At 75.3% G+C, this 23,195-nt stretch carries 22 protein-coding genes; 17 read left to right on the top strand and 5 right to left on the bottom strand.

What is annotated here, in order from left to right; genetic code table 11:
* Window positions 1-15: 15 nt before the first annotated feature.
* The 7 genes from LY71_RS17370 to LY71_RS17400 all read left to right on the top strand — a co-directional run bounded on the left by LY71_RS17370 (window position 16) and on the right by LY71_RS17400 (window position 7,654).
* A complete protein-coding gene (locus LY71_RS17370) occupies window positions 16-684 on the top strand; it encodes a helix-turn-helix transcriptional regulator (RefSeq protein ID WP_106279931.1) in 669 nt (222 codons plus the stop codon).
* An 81-nt stretch (window positions 685-765) separates the two neighbouring features.
* A complete protein-coding gene (locus LY71_RS17375; protein ID WP_106279933.1) occupies window positions 766-1,191 on the top strand; it encodes a DoxX family membrane protein in 426 nt (141 codons plus the stop codon).
* Window positions 1,188-1,802 (top strand): GTP cyclohydrolase I, encoded by a 615-nt coding sequence (gene folE, locus LY71_RS17380; RefSeq protein ID WP_245887987.1) that lies wholly within the window; start codon window positions 1,188-1,190, stop codon window positions 1,800-1,802. The genes LY71_RS17375 and folE overlap by 4 nt, the downstream gene beginning before the upstream one ends.
* Window positions 1,803-1,993: 191 nt before the next feature.
* Entirely contained in the window at window positions 1,994-3,334 is a 1,341-nt protein-coding gene (locus tag LY71_RS17385; RefSeq protein WP_106280010.1) for a glutamine synthetase family protein, read from the top strand.
* A gap of 134 nt (window positions 3,335-3,468) precedes the next feature.
* The gene (locus LY71_RS17390; protein ID WP_106279935.1) at window positions 3,469-4,206 is read left to right on the top strand and encodes a type 1 glutamine amidotransferase; all 738 of its coding nucleotides are present in this window, start codon (window positions 3,469-3,471) and stop codon (window positions 4,204-4,206) included.
* 1 nt (window position 4,207) lies between these two features.
* On the top strand, window positions 4,208-7,300 hold the full coding sequence (locus LY71_RS17395; RefSeq protein ID WP_106279937.1) for a bifunctional [glutamine synthetase] adenylyltransferase/[glutamine synthetase]-adenylyl-L-tyrosine phosphorylase: 3,093 nt from the start codon (window positions 4,208-4,210) through the stop codon (window positions 7,298-7,300).
* A gap of 42 nt (window positions 7,301-7,342) precedes the next feature.
* The gene (locus LY71_RS17400; protein ID WP_211297398.1) at window positions 7,343-7,654 is read left to right on the top strand and encodes a CDGSH iron-sulfur domain-containing protein; all 312 of its coding nucleotides are present in this window, start codon (window positions 7,343-7,345) and stop codon (window positions 7,652-7,654) included.
* A 28-nt stretch (window positions 7,655-7,682) separates the two neighbouring features.
* Here LY71_RS17400 and LY71_RS17405 read toward each other — a convergent pair whose 3' ends face one another.
* Window positions 7,683-9,182, bottom strand: a complete 1,500-nt coding sequence (locus LY71_RS17405) for a methyl-accepting chemotaxis protein (protein WP_146146171.1) — start codon at window positions 9,180-9,182, stop codon at window positions 7,683-7,685.
* A gap of 165 nt (window positions 9,183-9,347) precedes the next feature.
* Complete coding sequence (locus LY71_RS17410) at window positions 9,348-10,358, bottom strand: iron-containing redox enzyme family protein (protein WP_106279939.1); 1,011 nt, start codon at window positions 10,356-10,358, stop codon at window positions 9,348-9,350.
* A gap of 76 nt (window positions 10,359-10,434) precedes the next feature.
* Between LY71_RS17410 and LY71_RS17415 the strand changes: the two genes are divergently transcribed.
* The 6 genes from LY71_RS17415 to LY71_RS17440 all read left to right on the top strand — a co-directional run bounded on the left by LY71_RS17415 (window position 10,435) and on the right by LY71_RS17440 (window position 16,114).
* Window positions 10,435-11,280, top strand: a complete 846-nt coding sequence (locus LY71_RS17415; protein ID WP_106279941.1) for an SDR family oxidoreductase — start codon at window positions 10,435-10,437, stop codon at window positions 11,278-11,280.
* A gap of 33 nt (window positions 11,281-11,313) precedes the next feature.
* Window positions 11,314-11,874, top strand: a complete 561-nt coding sequence (locus LY71_RS17420) for a DUF1353 domain-containing protein (RefSeq protein WP_106279943.1) — start codon at window positions 11,314-11,316, stop codon at window positions 11,872-11,874.
* Entirely contained in the window at window positions 11,867-12,997 is a 1,131-nt protein-coding gene (locus LY71_RS17425) for a 5-methyltetrahydropteroyltriglutamate--homocysteine S-methyltransferase (protein WP_106279945.1), read from the top strand. Before LY71_RS17420 ends, LY71_RS17425 begins: the two co-directional genes overlap by 8 nt.
* Window positions 12,998-13,120: 123 nt before the next feature.
* Complete coding sequence (locus LY71_RS17430; RefSeq protein WP_106279947.1) at window positions 13,121-15,361, top strand: carbon starvation CstA family protein; 2,241 nt, start codon at window positions 13,121-13,123, stop codon at window positions 15,359-15,361.
* Window positions 15,358-15,570, top strand: coding sequence for a CstA-like transporter-associated (seleno)protein (locus LY71_RS17435; protein WP_106279949.1), 213 nt, complete (start codon window positions 15,358-15,360; stop codon window positions 15,568-15,570). Before LY71_RS17430 ends, LY71_RS17435 begins: the two co-directional genes overlap by 4 nt.
* A gap of 199 nt (window positions 15,571-15,769) precedes the next feature.
* Window positions 15,770-16,114 (top strand): hypothetical protein, encoded by a 345-nt coding sequence (locus LY71_RS17440; protein ID WP_245887990.1) that lies wholly within the window; start codon window positions 15,770-15,772, stop codon window positions 16,112-16,114.
* Between the two features lie 25 nt (window positions 16,115-16,139).
* Here LY71_RS17440 and LY71_RS17445 read toward each other — a convergent pair whose 3' ends face one another.
* Entirely contained in the window at window positions 16,140-16,589 is a 450-nt protein-coding gene (locus LY71_RS17445) for a MaoC/PaaZ C-terminal domain-containing protein (RefSeq protein WP_106279953.1), read from the bottom strand.
* Between the two features lie 248 nt (window positions 16,590-16,837).
* Between LY71_RS17445 and LY71_RS17450 the strand changes: the two genes are divergently transcribed.
* From LY71_RS17450 to LY71_RS17460, 3 genes are all read left to right on the top strand, one after another.
* Window positions 16,838-18,175, top strand: coding sequence for a dicarboxylate/amino acid:cation symporter (locus LY71_RS17450; protein ID WP_106279955.1), 1,338 nt, complete (start codon window positions 16,838-16,840; stop codon window positions 18,173-18,175).
* Between the two features lie 97 nt (window positions 18,176-18,272).
* Entirely contained in the window at window positions 18,273-18,965 is a 693-nt protein-coding gene (locus tag LY71_RS17455; protein ID WP_106279957.1) for a GAF and ANTAR domain-containing protein, read from the top strand.
* 23 nt (window positions 18,966-18,988) lie between these two features.
* The gene (locus LY71_RS17460; RefSeq protein ID WP_245887992.1) at window positions 18,989-19,738 is read left to right on the top strand and encodes a CPBP family intramembrane glutamic endopeptidase; all 750 of its coding nucleotides are present in this window, start codon (window positions 18,989-18,991) and stop codon (window positions 19,736-19,738) included.
* 102 nt (window positions 19,739-19,840) lie between these two features.
* Here the strand turns inward: LY71_RS17460 and LY71_RS17465 are convergent, their stop codons facing one another.
* On the bottom strand, window positions 19,841-20,008 hold the full coding sequence (locus tag LY71_RS17465) for a hypothetical protein (protein ID WP_211297399.1): 168 nt from the start codon (window positions 20,006-20,008) through the stop codon (window positions 19,841-19,843).
* Window positions 20,009-20,352: 344 nt separating this feature from the next.
* Complete coding sequence (locus tag LY71_RS17470; protein ID WP_106279961.1) at window positions 20,353-20,601, bottom strand: hypothetical protein; 249 nt, start codon at window positions 20,599-20,601, stop codon at window positions 20,353-20,355.
* A gap of 466 nt (window positions 20,602-21,067) precedes the next feature.
* Here LY71_RS17470 and LY71_RS17475 point away from each other — a divergent pair, with 466 nt between their 5' ends.
* Window positions 21,068-22,987 (top strand): SpoIIE family protein phosphatase, encoded by a 1,920-nt coding sequence (locus tag LY71_RS17475; protein WP_146146172.1) that lies wholly within the window; start codon window positions 21,068-21,070, stop codon window positions 22,985-22,987.
* The last annotated feature ends 208 nt before the right edge of the window (window positions 22,988-23,195 follow it).

Here is a 23,195-nt window from a genome sequence, read left to right on the forward strand (position 1 = left end):
TCCTAGAGTGGCGGGGTGGACCACCGCGCGGCCCAGGTCGCCGCCGTCGCCGCACTGGCCGAGCCCACCCGGCGCCGGCTGTACGACCACGTCGTCCGCCAGCCCGGGCCGGTCGGCCGCGACGAGGTGGCCGCCGCCTGCGGCGTGCCCCGGGCGACGGTCGCCTTCCACCTCGACCGGCTCGTGGACGACGGCCTGCTCGCCGTGCACTTCGAGCGGCGGACCGGGCGCAGCGGCCCCGGGGCCGGGCGGCCCGCGAAGCTCTACCGGCGGGCGCCGGAGCCGGTCGCCGTCTCGCTGCCGGAGCGGCACTACGACCTGGCCGGGGACCTCCTCGCGGGGGCCGTGGCCGAGGCCGAGGGGTCGGGCGAGCGGCCGGCGGCCGCTCTCGGCCGCCAGGCCTATGCGCGCGGGCGGGAGCTCGCGGCCGCCGACGGGGCCCGGGGCCGGGAGGCGGTCCTGCGGGTGCTCGAGGCGCACGGCTACGAGCCGCGGGCCGGTGCCGACGGCGTGACGCTGGTCAACTGCCCCTTCCACCGCCTCGCCCGGGAGCACACCGAGCTGGTCTGCGGGATGAACCTGCGGCTGGTCGAGGGCGTCCTCGACGGCGCCGGTGCCGACCGGCTCGAGGCCCGGCTGCGCCCGCTCGACGGGGCGTGCTGCGTGCACCTCGTGCCCGCCTGACCCGGCCGCGGCGGCAGCCGTTGACGAGGACGTGACGCGGGTCTCTATTGCCAATCATCATTGGCCTTAGAGGAGGTCGTCATGGCCGTCCACCTGAACCGCCCGCACAGCGTGGCGGCGGACCCCGCCCGCTCGGCGTTCCAGCTGCTGCGCACCGTGTACGCGGTCGCGCCCGTCGTCTTCGGCCTGGACAAGTCCACGAACCTGCTCACCGACTGGCCCCGCTACCTCGCCGGCTGGATCGACGGCGTCGTCCCCGGGACCGCCCAGCAGGCGATGTACGCCGTCGGCGTGGTCGAGGTGGTGGCCGGCGTCCTGGTCGCCGTCGTCCCCCGGATCGGCGCCTGGGTCGTGGCCGCCTGGCTGGCGGGCATCGTCGTCGACCTGGTGACCGGCCCCGGGTACCTCGACGTCGCGCTGCGCGACGTGGGCCTGTTGGGCGGCGCCGTCGCGCTCGGGCTCCTCTCGACGCGGTACGCCCGCGGCGCGACGGAGGTGCGGGCGTGACGGGCGGGCCGGCGACGGGCCTCGCCGGTCCCCTGCGGGTGGTGCGGGACGGCTCCGGCGTCGACGTCCCGGCCGCCGAGCGGGCCGTCGCCGCGCTGCTGCGGGCCCTCGGCCGGGACCCGGCCGCCCCGCACCTGGCCGAGACGCCCCGCCGGGTCGCCGAGGCCTACGCCGAGCTCCTCACCGGCCGGCCCTTCGCGCTGACCACCTTCCCCAACGACGGGGGCTACGACGAGATGGTCGTCGCCACGGGCATCCCGGTCGCGTCCCTGTGCGAGCACCACCTGCTGCCCTTCACCGGGGTCGCCTCGGTCGGTCACCTGCCCGGGGAGCGCATCCTCGGGCTGTCGAAGCTCGCCCGCGTGCTCGACCACTTCGCCCGGGACCTGCAGGTGCAGGAGCGGCTGACCCAGCAGGTGGCCGACTGGCTGCGCGACCACCTCGCGCCCCGGGGCGTGGGGGTGGTGATCGCCGCGGAGCACCAGTGCACGTCGCTGCGCGGCATCCGGGCGGCAGCCTCGCGGACGGTCACCTCCGCCCTGCACGGACTGCTGCGCGAGGACGTGCGCTCGCGGCAGGAGTTCCTCGCGCTGACCGGCACGGCCGCCTGAGAGGAGCCGGACCCGTGACCGCCCCGGTCGTCGTCGGTGGGAGGGGGCTCGCCGTCGTCGCGGTCCCGCTGGAGGACGTCGCGGTCTGACTCCGGGCGCGACGGCGGGCTCCCGTGTGCCGGGGGGCCGGACGGGGCAGGCTGTGCAGCGACGTCACACCCCGGAAACGAGCGGACCCGATCATGGCCAGCATGGACCGACAGCAGGAGTTCGTCCTGCGCACCCTCGAGGAACGCGACATCCGCTTCGTGCGGCTGTGGTTCACCGACGTCTCGGGCTACCTCAAGGCCGTCGCCGTCGCACCGGCCGAGATCGAGGCCGCCTTCGCCGAGGGCATCGGCTTCGACGGCTCGGCGATCGAGGGCTTCGCCCGCGTCTACGAGTCCGACATGCTCGCCAAGCCCGACCCCGGCACGTTCCAGGTGATGCCGGCGACGAAGGGCCAGGCCAGCGACACCGCGCGGATGTTCTGCGACATCACGCTGCCCGACGGGTCACCGTCCTGGGCCGACCCCCGGCACGTGCTGCGCCGGACGCTGTCGAAGGCCGCCGACATGGGGTTCACCTTCTACACCCACCCCGAGGTCGAGTTCTTCCTGCTCGAGGACCTGCCCACCGACGGCAGCCCGCCCCGGCCGGCCGACAACGGCGGCTACTTCGACCTGTCCACGCACAACGTGGCGCACGACTTCCGCCGCGAGGCGGTCTTCGCTCTCGAGGCGATGGGGATCTCGGTGGAGTTCAGCCACCACGAGGTCGCGCCCGGGCAGCAGGAGATCGACCTGCGCTACGCCGACGCGCTGTCGATGGCCGACAACGTGATGACGCTGCGGCACGTCGTCCGGGAGGTGGCCCTGGCGCAGGGCGTGCACGCCACGTTCATGCCCAAGCCGTTCACCGAGCTGGCCGGCTCGGCGATGCACACGCACGTCTCGCTGTTCGAGGGCGACCGCAACGCCTTCCACGACCCCGCCGACCCGATCCGGCTGTCCACCACGGGGCGGCAGTTCATCGCCGGCCTGCTCACCCACGCCCGCGAGTTCACCGCCGTCACCAACCAGACGGTCAACTCCTACCGGCGGCTGCTGGCCGGCACCGAGGCGCCGACGGCGGCCACCTGGGGCCGGGCGAACCGCTCGGCGCTGGTGCGGCTGCCCTCGTACAAGCCGAACAAGGGGCAGTCGGCGCGGGTCGAGGTGCGCTCACCGGACTCCGCGTGCAACCCCTACCTCACCTTCGCCGTCATCCTGGCCGCGGGGCTGCGGGGCATCGAGAAGGGCTACGAGCTCCCGCCGGAGGCCGAGGACGACGTCTGGTCGCTCACCGACACCGAGCGCCGCGCCGCCGGCTACGAGGACCTGCCCGTGTCACTGGGTGAGGCGCTGACCGCGATGCAGGGCAGTGAGCTGGTCGCCGAGACCCTGGGCGAGCACGTGTTCGAGTTCTTCCTCCGCAACAAGTGGGAGGAGTTCAACTCCTACCGGCAGAACGTCACGCCCTTCGAGCTCAAGCGCTACCTGCCCGGCCTGTAGCCGCACCGGGGGCGTTCCTCGCGCTCTGCGGGTGCTGCAGGACCCGCAGGGCACGAGGAACGGCCCCGTCGCAGGGGTCCGTGCCGAACTCGCCGAGGCACGGGGGCGACGAGGTCCTCCACTAACCTCGTCCCGTGCCGGACCGCCCCCGCCTCCTCGTCGTCGTCCCCAGTGACACCGCCCCGACCGCCCGGCTGGGGGAGTGGCTGCGCGACGCCGGCCTCGAGCTCGACGAGCGGCACCTCGACGCCGGCGACCCGCTGCCCGCCGACCTCTCCGGCCACGACGGGCTGCTGGTGATGGGCGGTCCGCAGTCCAGCGTGGACGACGACGCCACCAGCGGCCTGGGTCCGGTGCGCGACCTGCTCGCCCGCGCCCTGGCCGACCGGGTGCCCACCCTGGCCGTCTGCCTCGGCGCCCAGCTGCTGGCCCAGGCCGGCGGCGGGCGGGTGCGGGTGGGCGCCGACGGGCCGGAGGTGGGCGCGGCGCTGGTGGCCAAGCGCGACGCCGCCGAGCACGACCCGCTGTTCGGCCCGCTGCCGCTGAGCCCCGACGTCGTCCAGTGGCACCACGACGAGATCAGCGAACTGCCCGCCGGCGCCACCCTGCTGGCCGGCAGCCCGCGCTACGCCCACCAGGCCTTCCGGGCGGGCCGGGCCTGCTACGGGCTGCAGTTCCACGTCGAGACCACGCCGGAGATCGTCCGCGAGTGGGCCGAGGGCGACCCGGTGGGCGTCGCCTCGACCCGCTTCGACGCGCCGACCGTGGCCGAGCGCGCCGCCGCGGTGCACCCGGACATGGAGGAGGTGTGGGCGCCGTTCGCCGCGCGCTTCGCCGACCTGGTCCGCGCGACGAGCACGACGAGGGTCTGAGGTGTCGGCCACCCGGGAGGTGCCCCGGCGGGCGCGGGTCCGGTTGGCGCGGTTCGGCTTCGTCGACGCCGAGCGGGCCGCCCTCCAGCTGTCCGATCCGGCGCTGGGCCTGTGGGACCTCGACCGCAACGAGCCCGCCGACCCCGAGGCCGGCCCGGTGGTCTCCGCGCTCGCCCGCGCCGGCGACCCCGACCTCGCCGTCCGGTCGCTGACCCGGCTGGTCGAGGCGCTCGACGCCGCCGACGCCACCGGCAGCTCCGCCGCGGCGCTGCTGGCCCGGCTGCGCGGCTCGGCGCTGCTGCGCAGCCGGCTGCTGGCGGTCCTCGGCGCGAGCGCCGGGCTGGCCGACCACCTCGCCGCCCACCCCGGCGACTGGACCGTCCTGGACGCCGACGGCCGCGGCCCGGTGCGCCCCACCGCACAGGCGCTGGAGCGGCAGATGCTGCTCGCCGTCGGGGCCGACCCCGACGACCCGCCGTGGGGCGTCCGCCTCGGCCGGGCCGCGCCCGACGCCTCCCCGCAGCGGGTGGCCGCGCTCCGGCTGGCCTACCGCCGCGCCGTGCTGTCCCTGGCCGGCCGCGACCTCGGCGAGGGCCTGTCGGCCGAGGACGTCGCCGCCGAGCTCGCCGACGCCGCGGCTGCCGTGCTGTGCGGCGCGCTGGCGATCGCGGTCGCCGAGCAGCCGGCGAGCGCGGCGCCCTGCCGGCTGGCGGTCATCGGCCTGGGCAAGTGCGGCGGCCGCGAGCTCAACTACGTCAGCGACGTCGACGTCGTCTTCGTGGCCGAGCCGGTCGACCCCACCGACCCCGAGGCGCCGGCGCTGCAGAGCGCCACCCGGGTCGCCGCCGCCCTCATGCGGATCTGCCACGAGGCGGCCTGGGAGGTCGACGCGGCGCTGCGGCCCGAGGGCAAGGCCGGGGCGCTGGTGCGCACGCTGGCCAACCACGCGGCCTACTACCGGCAGTGGGCGAGCACCTGGGAGTTCCAGGCGCTGCTGAAGATGCGCCCGGTGGCCGGCGACCCGGACCTGGGCCGCGGCTACGTCGAGGAGCTCTTCCCGCTGGTCTGGCAGGCCGGCGAGCGGCCCGGTTTCGTCGGCGAGGTGCAGGCGATGCGCCGCCGGGTGGAGGAGAACATCCCGCCCGCGCAGGCCGAGCGGGAGCTCAAGCTCGGCCGCGGCGGGCTGCGCGACGTCGAGTTCGCCGTCCAGCTGCTGCAGCTGGTGCACGGCCGGGTCGACGTCCGGCTGCGGGTCGGCGGCACGCTGCCGGCGCTGTCGGCGCTGGTCGACGGCGGGTACGTCGGCCGCGACGACGGCGCCACGCTCATCGCCTCCTACCGCTTCCTGCGCACCGTGGAGCACCGGCTGCAGCTGCTGCGGCTGCGGCGCACCCACCTGCTGCCCACCGACGAGCAGCAGCTGCGCTGGCTGGCCCGCTCGCTGGGCTACAAGCCCGACCACCGCGGCGACGCCGTCGACGTGCTGCGCGCCGAGCTCGCGCTGCACACCCGCGAGGTGCGCCGGCTGCACGAGAAGCTCTTCTACCGGCCGCTGCTGTCCGCGGTCGCCAAGGTGCCGGCCGAGGCCGCGCAGCTCGGCTCCGGCGCGGCCGGCGACTGGCTGCGGGCGCTGGGCTTCGCCGACCCGCCGGGCGCGCTGCGCCACATGGGGGCGCTCTCGGGCGGGGTGTCGCGGTCGGCGTCGATGCAGAGGTACCTGCTGCCGGTGGTGCTGCAGACGCTGGCCGACTGCGCCGACCCCGACGCCGGGCTGCTGGCCTACCGGCAGGTCAGCGAGGCCCTGGGCGGCAACCAGTGGTACCTGCGGTTCCTCCGTGACGAGGGCCGGGTGGCCGAGCGGCTGGCCCGGCTGCTGGGCTCGAGCCAGTACGTCGCCGCCCTGCTCACCCGCACGCCCGAGGCGCTGCGCATCCTCGCCGACGACGCCGAGCTCGAGCCCCGGAGCGCCGAGGCGCTGGCCGGTGCGTGGCGGGCCGCCGCCCGGCGTGCGCCCGACGCCCAGGCCGGCATCCGCGTGGTGCGCTCGCTGCGCCGCACCGAGCTGCTGCGGATCGCCGCCGCCGACCTGCTCGGCCGGCTCGACGTCGTCCGGGTCGGGCACGCGCTCACCGACGTCGCCGTCGCCACCCTGCAGGCCGGCCTCGACGTCGCCGTCCGGGCGTGGGCGCGCGAGTCCGGCACCGCCGAGGACGACGTGCCGGTGGACCTCGCGGTCATCGGCATGGGCCGGCTCGGCGGCGGCGAGATGGGCTACGGCTCCGACGCCGACGTGCTGTTCGTGCACCGGGCCCGTCCGGGCGCGGAGGAGGGGAGGGCGACCCAGGCGGCCAACACCATCGCGCACACGCTGCGCCGGCTGCTCGGTGAGCCCGCGCCCGACCCGGCCTTCGAGGTGGACGCCGACCTGCGCCCCGAGGGCCGGCAGGGTGCGCTGGTGCGCAGCCTGGACGCCTTCCGCGAGTACTACCAGCGCTGGGTGTCGGTGTGGGAGGTGCAGGCGCTGCTGCGCGCCACGCCGGTGGCCGGCGACCCCGGGCTCGGCGCGGCCTTCGTCGAGCTGGTCGACCCGCTGCGCTACCCCGCCGAGGGGCTGACCGACGCGCAGGTCGCCGAGATCCGGCGGATCAAGGCCCGGGTGGAGCGTGAGCGGCTGCCCCGCGGCGCCGACCCGGCGACCCACACCAAGCTCGGCCGCGGCGGGCTGGCCGACGTCGAGTGGACCGCGCAGCTGCTGCAGCTGCAGCACGCCGCCGCCGTCCCCGACCTCCGGCTGCCCTCGACGGTGGCGGCGCTGGAGCGGCTGGCCGCCCACGGGCTGCTCGAGGCCGACCAGGCGCAGGCGCTGCGCGAGGCGTGGGAGCTGGCCAGCCGCGCGCGCAACGCCGTCTTCCTGGTCCGCGGCCGGCCCAGCGACCAGCTGCCCCGGCCCGGCCTGGAGCTGGCCGGCGTGGCCCGGGCCAGCGGCTACGGCCCCGACACCGACCCCGGGCAGTTCCTCGACGACTACCGGCGCACCACCCGGCACGCCCGCACGGTGGTCGAGCAGGTCTTCTACGGGCAGCCCCCGGCCTGACCGGCGGGTGTGCCGGTTGCGCGCGCGGGGCACGCTGGGGGAGTGAGCCCCGCGCTGCCCGCCGACGACTACTCCGACGACCTGCCCGCCGACGGCGCGGGCGCCACCATCACGCCCTACCGCGACGGGCCGCTCCTCGTGCGCGGCGACTTCCGGCTGGTCGACCAGGACGGCACCGAGATCGACCCCGGCCGCAAGACGGTGGCGCTGTGCCGCTGCGGCAAGTCGGGCATCAAGCCCTTCTGCGACGGCACGCACAAGCGGTCGGGCTTCTCCGCGCCGAGCGCGCCGAGCCGGCCCCGCCCGGCCGCCGCCATCCGCAGCGCGTCCCGGCAGGGCGACGGGCCCGCCTGAGCGGCCGCCCCGCCGGGGGTCCTCGCGGCTACGGCGCCTGGATGGAGCGCGCCATCCGGACCTGCTCCTCGAGCACGTCGGTGATCCGCGCCTGGACGGCGTCGAGGCGGCCGATCACCTCGCTGGTGGCGTGGATGCCCGCGGTGACCTGCTCGCTGCTCGCCTGGATGCCGGCGATCTGGTCCGACACCCGCTGGGTCGCCGTCGCCGTCTCCCGGGCGAGGTCCTTGACCTCGCTGGCGACGACGGCGAAGCCGCGGCCGGCCTCCCCGGCGCGCGCGGCCTCGATCGTGGCGTTGAGCGCCAGCAGGTTCGTCTGGTCGGCGATGCCGGAGATGATCCGGATGACCTCGCCGATCGACGTCGACGCCTCGGTCAGCGCGGCCACCTCCGAGGTCATCGAGGAGGCCTGCGCGACCGCGGCCTCGGCCACCTCGCCGGCCGCGACGGCGGCCCCGCGCAGCCGTTCGACGCTGTCGAGCAGCTCGCGGGAGCGCTCCGCGTCGGCCGAGGCGCGGCGCAGGGTGTCCACCCGCTGGGACACCAGGTGCTGCACGTTGCGCAGCGCCGAGGCCCGCGAGTCCGACAGCTCGATCGTCTCGGTGACGAAGAAGTCCATCGTGCCGATGACCTGGCCGTTGGCGTTGATCGGGAAGCACACGCCCGAGCGGACGCCGGCCCGCTGGGCGGCGGGGGCGCGGACGCAGTCGGTGACCTCGGCGAGGTCGCGGACGAAGACCAGGTCGCGCTGCCGCCAGGCCCGGCCGGACAGGCCCACGCCCTCGGCGAAGCTGGCCGCCAGCGTCACCTTGCGGAACTCCTCGCCCGCCGAGCCGGACTCGGTGCGGAAGCGCAGCACGCCCTCGGCCTCGTCGAGCGCCCAGAACGAGCCGTAGGCCCAGCCGAACGCCGAGCGCACCGTCTCCAGCGCCGCGCGCAGCACCGCCGCCTCGTCGGCGGCCTCCCCGAGGCGGGTGACGACGGCGCTCACCGCGGCCCGGTCGTGCACCGTCTCCCGCTGCGCCGCGGTGGCCAGCGCGGCCGCCCGCATCGAGGCGAACAACCGGTGGATCGACTCCCACTTCTCGGTGCGGGAGCCGAAGAAGGGCAGCTGGTGCGGGGTGAGGTACTCGACGACGGCGGTGACCCGCCCGTCGTCGACGGCGGGGATGAAGCAGCCCTCGCGGGCCCCGGCCGCCCACGCCGCGGCCCAGCGCGGGTCGGCCCCGCGGGCGTCGGGAGCGCTGTCGAGGTGCACCGCCCGGCGCTCGCGCACCGCCCGGCCGCCGGTGGCGTCGGGCAGCCGGCCCTCGGCGGGCCGGGCGCCGGCCATCGCCGGGGCCAGGGGGCCGGTCTCGAAGGCGAGCGTGAACACGCCGCCGGCGCCGGGCACCCAGACCGCGCCGTAGGCCAGGCCGCACGCCTCGGTCAGCGTGCGCACCACCGCGACGTGGGCGTCCAGCGGCGTGGACACCCCGTCGTCGAGGGCGGCGACCACGGCCTCCAGCGTCTCGATGTCCCGCGGCATCGGCGGCAGGGCCGGGCTGCCGGCCGGGGTCGGTTCAGGGCGCCGCCACATGTGGGTCTCCGCGTGCTCGGGGACCGCGGGGCCTCCGCGGTCCTGCACCCTGTGGTCTCGGCAGTCTGCGCGCGGACTCCAGCCGGAGCGGCGGACGATTCGGTCTCGCCGACGCTAGGCGGCCAGTGCCCGCTCCCCGCGCAGCGCCGAGCGGCCGGCCTCCCACGCACCGAGCAGGTACCGGGCGGTGAGGCCGTCGACGGCCAGCGAGCACGCCGCGCCGAAGAGCACGTCCCCGGCCAGGGACGGGTCCTCGGCCACCAGCGAGCCGCACATGTCCACCGAGGCGATCTGCTCGTGGACGGCGTCGGCCTCCACGTGCTCGTCGTAGAAGACGGTCGTCGTCGCGTCGTGGCCCAGCCGGCGCAGCCCCGCCGAGTAGCGGCGGCTGGGCTCGGAGGAGGTCATCTCCACGCAGGCGAGGTGGCCCAGCGCCGCGGCGCGCCAGCGCCGGTGCAGGGCCAGCAGCGACATGGTGTTCACCGAGGTGAAGGCCACGGCGGGCGCGTCGTCCCAGAGGGCGCCGTAGCCGGCGTCGAGGCCGAGGTCGCGCATCATCCCGGCGAACAGCTCGCTGTGCATGCGCTCGGCCGAGCCGCCGCCGTACTCGTCGGCCTGGATCTCGACCATCGCCGCCTTGGCCCGGCCCGACAGCCGCGGGACGGCGAAGGTGTGCGGGTCGCCCTCCTTGAGGTGGTACACCGACCGCAGGGTCAGGTACTCGCGCCACTGCTCGGCGGTGCCGCGCTTGGCCATGAAGGTCGACAGCGACGGGCCGTCGTCGGCGGCGATGAGGGCGGTCAGCTGCTGGTCGACCGGGTCGCCGGTGGCCTCCGGCGGGCCGGTCAGCGCCTGCAGCGCCGCGAGGTGGCGCCGCTCGAGGTGGGCCCGCAGCGTCAGCAGCGCGGGGTCCCACTCCAGGGCGTCGTCGACGTCGTCGAAGCCGCGGTAGTGCAGCTCGTAGCAGAGCGCCAGCGCCAGCTGGAGGTCGTCGTCCAGCAGGGGGTCCGGCGCCCCCGCCGCGGTCCGGCGGGCCAGGTCGACGGTGGCGGGGGAGACGGCTCCGGCGCGGAGGTCGTCGGCGAGGGCGGCGGAGAGAGGACCCCGGGGCTCGGGCAGGCGCATGGTCCCGGCCATGCCCCGCGGCGCGCCATCTGATGCACCGTGCACGATGTGATGCCGTCCCGGGTAGTGGCCGGCCATGACCGATCTGCGGAACCGCGTCGTGCTCGTGACCGGCGGCAGCGCCGGCATCGGCCGGGCCACGGTGGCCCGGCTGGCCGCCGACGGTGCCCGGGTGGTGACCTGCGCCCGCGACGCGCAGCGGCTGGCCGAGGCGGTGGCCGGCCTGCCCGGCGTCACCGCCGTGACCGCCGACGTCGCCGACGCCGCCGACCGGGCGGCGCTGGTGCAGCGGGTGCTCGACGCGCACGGGCGGCTCGACGCCGTCGTGCTCAACGCCGGCCTGGCCTACGCGGCGCTGGTCGAGGACACCCCGGGCGAGGTCGTCGAGGGCATGGTCGCCACCAACCTCACCGGGGTGGTGGAGCTGACCCGGCTGGCCCTGCCGCACCTGCTGCGGGCGGCCGCCGAGCGCGGGCGGGGCGACGTGCTCGTCGTCAGCTCCTCGGCCGGGCTCGCCCAGGTGCCGCCGCTGACCGTCTACTCGGCCACCAAGGCCGGCGTGCAGGGTTTCCTCTCCGGACTGCGCCGGGAGGTGACCGCGCGCGGTGTCCGGGTGCACTCGGTCATGCCCGGGCCGGTGGCCACCGAGTGGATGGCCCGCGGCCACGGCAGCCCGCCGGCCTCCGACGCCGACGCCGAGGGCCGCCTGACGCCCGGCGTGGCGACCGAGCGGGTGGCCGACCGGGTGGCCGGGTGCCTGACGTCCTACTGGTCGCGGTCGGTGGCCGTCCCGCGGGTGATGGGCCTGGCCCGGCTGGGTGAGGTCTTCCCGGTCAACCGGGTGCTCGACGTGGTGGTCTCCCGGCAGACCGACCTGGTCCGCCGCGTCTCCGCGCGGATGGTCGAGCAGCGCACCGGTTGAGCAGTCGCGCCCGGCCGGCGGCAGGATCGCCGCGTGCCCTTCGACCCGCCCTCCGCGGTCCTCCGCACCTCCGGCGCCGGCGGCTGGACCCTCGTCGAGCCGCTGACCTACCTCGGCAAGGTGGACCGCTTCGTCGTCCCCGCCGGCTTCCGCACCGACCTGGCCAGCGTGCCTCGGCCGGTGCTGTGGCTGGTGCCGGAGTCGGGCCGCTACACGCTGGCCGCGGTGCTGCACGACTGGCTGTGCACGGTCGGCATCCGCACCCGGGTGGTCACCTCGCGGCAGGCCGACGGCATCTTCCGGCGGGTCATGCGCGAGGCCGGCGTGCCGGTGCTGCTGCGCTGGCTGATGTGGGCCGGCGTCCGCTGGGGCGCGCTGACCGACGCCGAGCGGCGGCCCGGCTGGTGGATCAGCGCACCCGGGGTCCTGGCGATCTCCGTGCTGGCCGCGCCGCTGGTGCTGCCCTCGGTGCTGCTGCTGCCCGGGCTGCTCGCCTACGCCGCCGCCGAGCGGCTGGTGTCGGGGGAGGGGGTCCGACCCTGGAGCCGGGCTGCGGACGACCGGCCGGACGACGAGGCTGTCCGACGTGAGTGACGCCTCCGGACCGCCGTTCCGCGCCGACCACGTGGGGAGCCTGCTGCGCCCGCCCGCGCTGCTCGAGGCCCGCGCCCGCCACGCCGCGGGGGAGATCGACGAGGCCGGGCTGCGCGCCGTCGAGGACGAGGCGGTCGCCGACGTCGTGCGGCTGCAGGGCGACGTGGGCCTGCGCACCGCCACCGACGGCGAGTTCCGCCGCGCCTCCTGGCACATGGACTTCATCTACGCGATCGACGGCATCAGCAAGGTGAGCGGCGAGGACATCGTCGTCCACTTCCGCAACGCCGACGGCACGATCGACTTCACGCCGGCCGGGCTGCGCGTGGACGGGCCGCTGGCGATTCCCGAGCCGGTCTTCGGGCCGGACCTCGCCTACCTGCAGCGCCAGGTGAGCGAGCGGCAGACGGCCAAGCTGACCATCCCCTCGCCGTCGATGGTCCACTACCGCGGCGGCGCGGCGGCGATCGACCCGGCCGTCTACCCCGACGAGGACGCCTTCTGGGACGCGCTGTCGGCCGCCTACGCGCAGCAGGTGCGGGGCATCGCCGCCCAGGGCTGCACCTACCTGCAGCTCGACGACACCAGCCTGGCCTACCTCAACGACCCGGCCCAGCGCGCCGAGCTCGCCGCCCAGGGCCGCGACGCCGAGCACCAGCACGAGCGCTACATCCGGCAGATCAACGCCGCGCTCGCCGGCCGGCCCGAGGGGCTGACGGTCACCACGCACCTGTGTCGCGGCAACTTCCGCTCCTCGTGGGTGGCCGAGGGCGGCTACGACTTCGTGGCCGAGGCGCTGTTCGGCGGCCTGGACGTCGACGGCTTCTTCCTGGAGTACGACGACGCCCGCTCCGGCGGCTTCGAGCCGCTGCGCTTCGTGCCGCCGGGCAAGCGGGTGGTCCTGGGCCTGGTGACGACGAAGCGGCCCGAGCTCGAGTCGAAGGACGACCTCAAGCGGCGCATCGACGAGGCCGCCCGCTTCATGCCGCTGGAGCAGCTGGCGATCTCGCCGCAGTGCGGCTTCTCCTCGACCGTCGAGGGCAACGCGCTGACCCGCGACCAGCAGGTGGCCAAGCTGGCGCTGGTCGTCGAGGTGGCCCAGGAGGTCTGGGGCGACACCTGAGCGGTCACGGGCCGGTCACGACCGGGGGCCTGGTCGGGCGGCCCGTCCGGCGGCTTGGCATGCTCGCAGCGTCTCGAGGACAGCGTCGTCCGGGCGCTGTCTGCGCACGCGAGGAGGACGCCCGTGTCCACCACGGTCAGCAGGCCCGACACCGACGGAGGACCGCCCGGGGGGACCGGCCGCCGCCGGCCCACGCTCAAGAGCATCCTGGTCTGGACGGCGGTGGCGGTCGTCGGCGCCGTCTCCTGGACCGTCCTCGCGCTGGCGCGGGGTGAGTCGGTCTCGGCGCTGTGGATGCTGTTCGCCGCGCTGTGCTCCTACGCCATCGCCTACCGCTTCTACGCCCGGTTCATCGCCTACCGGGCGCTGCGGGTCGACGACAGGCGGGCCACCCCGGCCGAGCGGCTGCACAACGGCATCGACTTCGACGTCACCGACCGGCGGGTGCTCTTCGGGCACCACTTCGCCGCGATCGCCGGCGCCGGCCCGCTCGTCGGCCCGGTGCTCGCCGCCCAGATGGGCTACCTGCCCGGCACCATCTGGATCGTCGTCGGCGTCATCTTCGCCGGCGCCGTCCAGGACATGGTCGTGCTGTTCTTCTCGATGCGGCGCAACGGGAAGAGCCTGGGCCAGATGGTCCGCGAGGAGATCGGCATCGTCGGCGGCATCGCCGCGCTGATCGCCGTCTTCGCGATCATGATCCTCATCCTGGCCGTGCTGGCGCTGATCGTCGTCAACGCGCTGGCCGAGTCGCCGTGGGGCGTCTTCTCGATCGCGCTCACCATCCCGATCGCGCTGTTCATGGGCGTCTACCTGCGGGTGCTGCGGCCCGGGCGGGTGCTCGAGGCCACCGCCATCGGCGTCGTCCTGCTGCTGCTGGCCATCGTCGGCGGCGGCTGGATCGACAACACCGGCCTGGCCGACGCCCTGACGCTGTCCAAGGAGTGGCTGGTCCTCGCGCTGGTGGTCTACGGCTTCGTCGCCTCGGTGCTGCCGGTCTGGCTGCTGCTGACCCCGCGCGACTACCTGTCGACCTTCATGAAGATCGGCGTGATCGTGCTGCTGGCGATCAGCCTGCTCGTCGCCCGCCCGGTGCTGCAGGCCGACGCGCTCACCGACTTCGCCCGCGAGGGCACCGGGCCGGTGTTCGCCGGGTCGCTGTTCCCGTTCGTGTTCATCACCATCGCCTGCGGCGCCCTGTCGGGCTTCCACGCCCTGATCTCCTCCGGGACGACGCCGAAGATGGTCGCCAAGGAGAGCCAGGTCCGGCTCATCGGCTACGGCGGCATGCTGATGGAGTCCTTCGTGGCCATCAGCGCGCTCATCGCCGCCGTCGTGATCGACCAGGGCCTGTACTACGCGATGAACGCCCCGGCCGGCGTGACCGGGGGGACGCCGGAGACCGCGGCCGCCTACATCAACGGCCTGGGCTTCCCGACCTCGGCCGCCGACCTCGCCGCCGCCTCGGCCGCGGTGCAGGAGCCGAGCCTCATCTCGCGCACCGGCGGTGCCCCGACGCTCGCCGTCGGCATCTCGGAGATCTTCAGCGACGCGTTCGGCGGCAGCCTGCAGGCCTTCTGGTACCACTTCGCAATCATGTTCGAGGCGCTGTTCATCCTCACCGCCGTCGACGCCGGCACCCGCGTGGGCCGGTTCATGCTGCAGGACACGATCGGCAACGTCTGGAAGCGGTTCGGCGACCTGTCGTGGCGGCCGGGCAACATCATCGCCAGCGCCGTCGTCGTCGGGCTGTGGGGCGGGATGCTCTACATCGGCGTCACCGACCCGCTGGGCGGTGTCAACCAGCTCTTCCCGCTGTTCGGCATCGCCAACCAGCTGCTCGCCGCGATCGCGCTGACCCTCTGCACGGTGCTGCTGGTCAAGCACGGCAAGCTGAAGTACGCCTGGATCACCGCCGTCCCGCTGGCCTGGGACCTGGTGGTGACCATGACGGCGAGCTGGCAGAAGGTCTTCTCCGACAACCCCGCGATCGGCTACTTCGCCCAGCGCAACCGCTACGCCGACGCGCTCGACGCCGGCGAGGTCCTCCCGCCGGCGCAGGACGCGGGCCAGATGCAGCAGGTGGTCACCAACTCGACCATCAACGGCGTGCTGCAGGCCTTCTTCGCGCTCCTGGTGCTCGTGGTGTTCGTCAACGCGCTGGTGGTCATCACCCGGGCGGTGCGCGCCCGCGGGCTGCCCACCACGGAGGAGCCGGCGGTCCCGTCGCGGATCGTCGAGCCCTCGGGCCTGTTCGCGACGGCGGAGGAGAAGCAGGCCATCGCCGAGCACGAGCGGCTGGTCGGCGCCGGCGCCGGTGCCCGCGGTCAGGGCACCTTCACCGAGGAGGGTCCGGCCCGGTGACGGCCGACGTCGCCGGCTCGGTCCGGTCCGCCGCCGTCCGTGCCTGGCGCGGGGTGCGCTGGTACCTGCGCGAGTGGAGCGGCGAGGCGCGCTGGGACGACTACCTGGCGCACTGCGCCGCACACGGGCACCAGCCGGTGAGCCGGCGGGAGTTCGAGCGGCGCCGCGCCGACGAGCGGGAGCGCACCTCGGTCAGCCGCTGCTGCTGAGCCGGTCGTCCCGCGGCCCCGGTCCTCCTCGACAGGACCGGGGCCGCGGTCGTCAGGCCGGCACCGGGTCGGGGAGGCAACGGTCGGTCCCGCCCGTCCCACGCGTGTGCACGCGTCGCAGCGGCGGTCAGGCGGAGCGGGCGGGGTGCCGACACCGCAGGTACGTCCCGAGGCCCGCGGGCCCGTCCGAGGAGTGCCCATGCCGTCGTCCCCCGACCGCCGTTCCCGCCGCCTGACCGAGCTGCGGGCCGGCCTGTCCGTCCTGACGAGCGCGGCCGCCGACCTCGGCGTCGGCGGCCAGACCGAGGTGCGGGTGCTGCCCGACGGCCGGCTGTGGCTGGCCGAGCAGGGCATCGCGGTCACCGCGGCCGACGTCTACCAGGCCGCCCGCGGGCTGGTCGCCGCCCAGCTCGACGCCATCGCCCAGGTCTCCGGCGACCCGGTCGAGGACCACGCGCTGGCCTGGCTGGTCACCCTGCAGACCAACGAGGTCATGGTCGCCCTCGAGGACGAGCCGGCCCGGGAGGACGACGCCGCCGCCTGAGCCGCGGCCGCGGACCCGACGGCGCTCAGCCGGCCGGGCGCCGGCTCACCAGCAGGCCGATCTCGCCGTCCTGCAGCACCTCGCCGTCCTGGTCGAGCAGTGTGAACCGCCGGCGCAGGACGCCGGCGTCCCCGCGGCTGGTCGGCCGGGTCTCCAGGATCTCCACCCGGCAGCGCACCGTGGCGCCGATGCGCAGCGGCCGCCGGAAGCGCCAGCCGTCGACGCCGAGCAGCGCGATCGAGCACTCCTCGAACACGCCGATCCGCGAGGCCAGCCCCATCGCCACCGACAGGCCGAGCACTCCGTGCGCGATCCGCTCGCCGAAGCGGCCCTCCCGCGCGGACTCCGCGTCGGTGTGCACCGGGTTGGTGTCCCAGCTCCACCCGGCGAAGGTGACGACGTCGGTCTCGGTGATCGTGCGGGCCTGGCTGGTGAACACCTGGCCGGGGGCGAAGTCCTCGAAGTGGTGGGCCACGCCGCTCCTCCTACCAGGGACCGGGGCACCCGACGAGCCGGCCCCGACCTGGAGGGGCGGTGAGTCCGGGCACAACCGGGATGCCGGCGCCCCCGCTGCGCCTTGGTCCCTGGCGTGGACAACCCGTGGGGGCTCACGCGCCGTCGTGAGCTGGACTTCTGCCGGATGACGACCGCCGGCTGGTGACGCCGCCCCGTCGCCGTCCCCTCCCCGCAGCACCCACCCCGCAACCCCCGAGAGGCACGTCCGTGTTCGCACGTCTCCGTTCCGTCCCCTTCGCCGCGCAGGTGCTCCTCGCGCTGGTGGTGGGGATCGCCCTGGGCCTGGTCGCCCGCGACCTCGGTCCCGTCGCCGACGGGTCGCCGAACTGGCTCACCAGCACCCTGCAGACCCTCGGCGGCACCTTCGTCACGCTCCTGAAGGTCCTCGTCCCGCCGCTCGTCGTCACCGCCGTGATCGTCAGCATCGCCAACCTCCGGCAGGTCTCCAACGCCGCCCGGCTGGCCGGCCAGACGCTGCTGTGGTTCGCGATCACCGCGCTGATCGCCGTGACCATCGGCATCGGCCTGGGCCTGCTCACCCAGCCCGGCCGCAACAGCTCCGTCGACGCCGCCGCCCAGGCCGCGCCGGAGACCACCGGCTCGTGGTGGGACTTCCTCACCGGCCTGGTGCCGGGCAACGTCCTCGGCCTGCAGACCGGCGCCGACGGCAGCCTGTCGTTCAACGTGCTGCAGCTGATCGTGCTCTCCGTCGCGGTCGGCGTCGCGGTGCTCAAGGTCGGCGAGCCGGCCGAGCCGTTCCTCGGCCTGGTCCGCTCCGCCCTGGCCGTCGTCCAGAAGCTCCTGTGGTGGGTCATCCTGCTCGCCCCGCTGGGCACCGTCGGCCTGATCGGCAACGCCGTCGCCACCTACGGCTGGGAGTCGCTGGGCTCGCTGAGCGTCTTCGCCGGTGCCGTCTACGCCGGCCTGGCGCTGGTGCTCTTCGTCGTCTACCCGGTGCTGCTGCGCCTGCACGGCCTCTCGCCGCTGCGCTGGTTCGCCGGTGCCTGGCCGGCCATCCAGCTGGCGTTCGTCTCCCGGTCCTCGATCGGCACGCTGCCGGTGACCGAGCGGGTCACCGAGCAGAGCCTGGGCGTCCCGCGGTCCTACGCCTCCTTCGCCGTGCCGCTCGGCGCGACGACGAAGATGGACGGCTGCGCGGCGATCTACCCGGCGCTCGCGGCGGTCTTCGTGGCGCAGTTCTTCGGCGTGGACCTCTCGCTCGCCGACTACCTGCTCATCGCGCTGGTGTCGGTGGTCGGCTCGGCCGCCACCGCCGGCGTCACCGGCGCGGTGGTCATGCTGACCCTGACGCTGTCCACGCTCGGCCTGCCCCTGGCCGGTGTGGGCCTGCTGCTGGCGATCGACCCGATCCTCGACATGGGCCGCACCGCGGTGAACGTGGCCGGCCAGGCGCTCGTCCCGACGATCGTGGCCAAGCGCGAGGGCATCCTCGACCTGGAGCGGTTCCGCTCCGGCCGCGCGGCCGGCCCGCTGGCCGACCCGACGGGGGTCGACGCCGACCTGCGGCAGCCCGTTCCCGCCTGACCCGCACGACCGCTCGACACGGGCCGGGGCCTCCGCGGAGGCCCCGGCCCGCCGTCGTCCGGGGACGGTCCCGTCCGCGCGGTGACAGGATGCGGCGATGGAGGAACTGCTGCGGGACCTCGCCCGGATCACCCAGGTGGGCAGGCCGGTCGGCGACGTCCTCACCGACATCGTGCAGGCCGGCGAACGCGGGATCCCGGGCGCGGAGGCGGCCTCGGTCACCTTGCTGCGGGGTGACACCGCCTCGACCGCCGCCTACTCGGGAGAGATGGCCCTCCACGCCGAGGAGCTGGAGTACGAACGCGGCCACGGCCCCTGCCTCGACGCCGGCCGGGGCGGGGTGGTGCTGCGGGTGGACGACATGGGCTCCGAGCAGCGCTGGCCCGACTACGCCGCGCGGGTCACCGAGGTCGGGGTGCGCAGCTCACTGTCCCTGCCGCTGCCCTTCCAGGGTGCGGTGATCGGCGCGCTGAACACCTACTCGACGCAGCCGGGCGCCTTCGCCTCCGACGAGGTGCTCGACGCGGCGGCGACCATGGCCGAGGTGGTCGCGGTGGCCGTCGCCAACGCCCACGAGCACGCCCGGCTCGGCGACGAGGCGGCCCAGCTGCGCCTGGCCATGCAGTCGCGGGCGGTCATCGAGCAGGCCAAGGGCGTGCTCATGGCGCAGCACCGGGTGGACGCCGAGCGGGCGTTCGAGATCCTGCGGGAGGCGTCGATGCGCTACAACCGCAAGCTCCGCGACATCGCCGCCGGCATCGTCGAGTCCGTGCAGCGCCCCGACAGGTAGGCGACCCGGCTCGGAGGGGACCGGTGCCGACCCGCGCCGACGTCCGCCGGGCCACCGGCCTGGTCGTGCTGCTCGGCGCGTGGAACGACCTGGTCGTGCCCCGGCTGCCCGAGCGCGCCTACGCGCCGGTGAACGCCGCCGCCACCGCCGCCCTGCTGACCGCGGCGCGGACCTCGGGGATCCCCTGGGACGAGCTCGGCCTGCGGCCGGGGCGGCTGCCCGCCGGTGCCCGCTGGGGCGGTGCCTGCGCCGCGCTGGTCGCGGCCGGCTACGCCGCCGGGCTGGCGGTGCCCGCCTGCCGGCCGCTGCTCGCCGACGCGCGCGTCGCGGGGCTGAGCGGGCGGGAGCTGGTCGCCCGGGTGCTCGTCCGCATCCCCGTCGGCACCGTGCTGTGGGAGGAGGTCGCCTTCCGCGGCGTCCTCCCGCCGGTGCTGCGCCGCGTGCTGCCGCGGCGGGAGGCGGCCGCGGTGGCCTCGGCGCTCTTCGGCGTCTGGCACGTGGCGCCCACCCTGCAGGGCCTGGCGGTCAACGGCCTGGCCGTCGACCCGGTGCGGCGGGCCGCCGCGGTCACCACCGCCTGTCTCGGCACGGCCGGCGCCGCCCTGCTGTTCGCCTCGCTGCGGCAGCGCAGCGGGAGCCTGCTGGCGCCGGCGCTGCTGCACCTGGCCGCCAACGACCTCGGCGTCCTCGCGGCCGCGGTGGCCTCGCGGGGTGGTGCGGGGCGGGTCGCCTGCACCGTCTCGGTCCGCGCGGACGGCGGGAGCCGACGGTGAGGACGCCGGTGCCGGCGACCTCCGCCCCGTCCGCGTGCTGCCGGTCCTGGTCGGTGGCGACGAGGCGGAGCCCGGTGAGCCCCTCCCGTGGGCAGTCCGCGGCTACCTCGCGCGGCGGGCGGCTCGCACACCCAGCGCGATCGCGCTCACAGCCAGGAGGACCCCGAGGCCCTGGAGGCCGGGGGAGTCGTCCGCTTCGCCGAGCACCACGCCGGTGACTCCCACGACGACGAGGACGAGTACGGCGGTGACGACGAGGGCGGCTCTCACGTCGCGACCATACATCGATCCTCGGCGAGAAATCATTGATTGTCGATAGATATTCGGTCGAGCCTCTGGCAGCGCACCGGTCGCAGGCCCCGAGAAGGGCCGGTGACCTGGGTGTGCAGGTCACCGGCCCTCGTGCCGTATCGGGGATCAGCGGTCGTCGACGTCGCGGACCTCCCCGGGACCCTCAACCCGGATCGGACATCGACGGACGTGCTCGCTGACCCGCGCCGATCGCGTCGGTGGCACAGGGAGACATCCGCGCTTCATCGGGACCCGCAGCACAACGTTCAGCGGCGATCGTCCCTGAACCCCCTCCTGCCACCGTCGGTCAGTGGGCCCACCTCTCACTCGCAGATCTCCTCGCCCAACTCCGTCACGTAGCAGAAGGGCTCATAGCCGGGGTCGCCGGGCTCGACCAGCTCGGGCACGACCGGATCGACGGTCGAACTGTCGGTTCCGAGATCGCCGAGCGTGTCGCTCAGCCCACTCAGGTGCCGGTATGTGGAGATCCCGCCCACGATGGCAGCAACAATGATCACGATGCTGAGGACGAGGGCGATGGTCGCCAGGGTGCGGTTGATCTGCTGGTGCATGGGGTTCCCTCGACGTGCTGGCTGTCAACGGTGCTCGCTGGACCGGAGGCTCCGGCTGCGAGCGTCACCGGACGCGGAGCCGGCCCGACGAAGACACCATCGGCAGGACGTGGAACGGTTCAAGTAGAAGCGGCCTCCTGGGAGCACGACCGGCCACCCCTCGCCCCCGTCGAGCGCCGGGGTGGCCGGTGCCCGCCAGGTGCGGACCCGCTCGGGCTCCTTGAGGCGTGTCGGTGGCCGTTGGGCGTGTGTTTGCGGGCCTTCGGTCCTGCGGGCACAGTCTGGTGGGTGAGCTGCGCGCCTCGGGGACGCGTCGTCACGTCGGCCAGGGAAGCCCGGCCGCCGCGCCGGGAACCCGTCCAGCCGGCATGGTCGGGATCGGCGCGGGCTGGAGTTCGCGGCCCTGGGCGCCGACCGCTGCGCCTCGTCCTCCGTCCCGGCGGTGTGGCCCTGCGCAGGGGGTGGCGTGCAGGAGTCTGAGCTCCCCGTCGAGGCCGGCGTCGGCAGCGACCGCGTGCGGTCGGCCGCGCTGCACCAGCTGCCCTGGTACGCCATCGTCTACGAGGGTCCTGAGCACCGGGTCGTGGCCCTCAACGCCGAGTTCCTCCGGGTCCTGGGCGGCTTCGACCCGATCGGCATGCGCGCCGCCGACTTCCTCGTCGGCATCGCGGGGCAGGGGGTCATCGAGATCTTCGACCGCGCCTACGCGGGCGAGCGGGCGATGCTCGACCGGATCCGCCTGGCCGTGGTGACGCCGCACGGGCACGAGGAGGAGATCGTCCTCGACTTCGAGGTGGGGCCGTTCCGGGACCGGCACGGGGAGGTCGTCGGGGTCCTCGGCGTCGGCCGCGACATCACCGCCGCCGTCCGTCGCGAGGAGGCCGACACCGCGGCGGCGGCCGAGCTGAGCCGCCGCTACCGGCGGGCCACCGACGTCATCGACGAGGTGCAGCGCGCGCTGCTGCCGGGGCGGCTGCCGGTGCTCCCGGCCCTCGACGTCGCCGCCGGCTACGCCATCGGCGGCGCCGAGCAGGCGGCCGGCGGGGACTGGTTCGACGTCCTCTCGCTCGACGACCGGACCGTCGCCGCCGTGGTCGGCGACGTCGTCGGCCACGGCGTGGACGCCTCGGCGGTCATGGCGCAGCTGCGGGCGGTCGCCCTCGAACGCCTGCACGCCGGCGCCGAGGTCGCCGAGGTCGTGGCTGCCCTGGACCGCTTCGTCCAGGTCGTGCCCGGCGGCTCCGGCAGCACCGTCTGCGTCCTCACCGTCGATCTGCCCAGCGGCGCGCTCCGCTACTGCCTCGCCGGCCACCCGCCGCCGCTGCTCGCCGGCGGCACCGGCTACCTGGAGCCGAGCGGGGAGGGGCCGCTCGGCGAGGCCGGGGACCGCCGCGCCCTCACCGGGCGGCTGGACGACGGCGTGCTCCTGCTCTACAGCGACGGGATCGTCGAACGTCCCGGCGTGCCGGCCACCCGCGGGGTCGTCGAGCTCCTCCGGACCGCCACCGCGGCCGTCGCCGACGAGCTGCTGCCCGCCTTCAGCCTCCCGGCGGCGGTCGACCGCGCGACCGTGCAGGTGCTCGAGCGCCTCACCCGGGAGACCGGCGCGACCGACGACGTCACCCTGCTGGCCCTGCAGCGCGTGCCGGTGCTGGAGCCGTTCCGCCTCGAGCGCGTCGTCGGCCCGGGCGACGTCGCCGGCGTCCGCGCGTCGCTGCGCGCCTGGTTCCGGCCGGGCCAGGTCGACGAGCGGGCGCTGTCCGAGCTCGACCAGATCCTCACCGAGCTGGTCGAGAACGCCGTCGAGCACGCGTACGGCGGCAGGGGTGGCCCGGTCACGGTGAGCGCTGACCTCGCCCCCAGCGGCGACCTCACGCTCACGGTCAGCGACCGCGGGCCGTGGCGGCCCCCGGCTCGATCGGTCCAGGGCCTCGGCATCGGGCTGGCGCTCGTCCGGCAGTTGTCGGCCGCCGTGTCGATCCACCACGAGCACGGCACCGAGGTCACCGTCCACCACCGCCCGTGGAAGCCGTCCCGCAACAGCGTCCCGCGTCCTCCGGCGACCCCGCCCGGCCTCGCGGACGTGTACCTCGAGGAGCACGGCGACGGCAACGTCCTGCGGGTGCGGGGACCCATCGACGCGGCGATGCTGCAGGAGCTCGAGTCGCACCTGGCCCTGGGCACGATCCCGGGAGCGCCGGACCTTGCCATCGATCTCGACGACGTCACGGTCCTCTCCAGCACCGCGATCAGCGCCCTCCGGCTCGGCCTGCAGCACGCGGGGCAGGCAGGGGTCAGCGCCCGCGTCCGCTGCCGTCCAGGCAGCGTCGCCCAGCAGGTCCTCACACTGGCCGGGATCCCGACCGCCACCGACACCGGCCACTGACCACGTCACACCCCGAGCGAACGGTTCGCCCCGGCGGCCGCTGGCGTCCCGTCCTCAGACGAGCGACGGACCACTCGAGGCCTCGCCGCTGGCGGGCCGGCGTCGCTGCTCATCGGCAGCGGGCTCGACGTCGAGGTCGTGCAGCACCGACTCCGGCACGGCGGCGCCACGACGGCGCTCGACACCCCGGGCACCTCTGACCAGACAG

The organism is Geodermatophilus tzadiensis (assembly GCF_003002915.1).
In the GTDB taxonomy this organism is placed as follows: Bacteria; Actinomycetota; Actinomycetes; order Mycobacteriales; family Geodermatophilaceae; genus Geodermatophilus; species Geodermatophilus tzadiensis.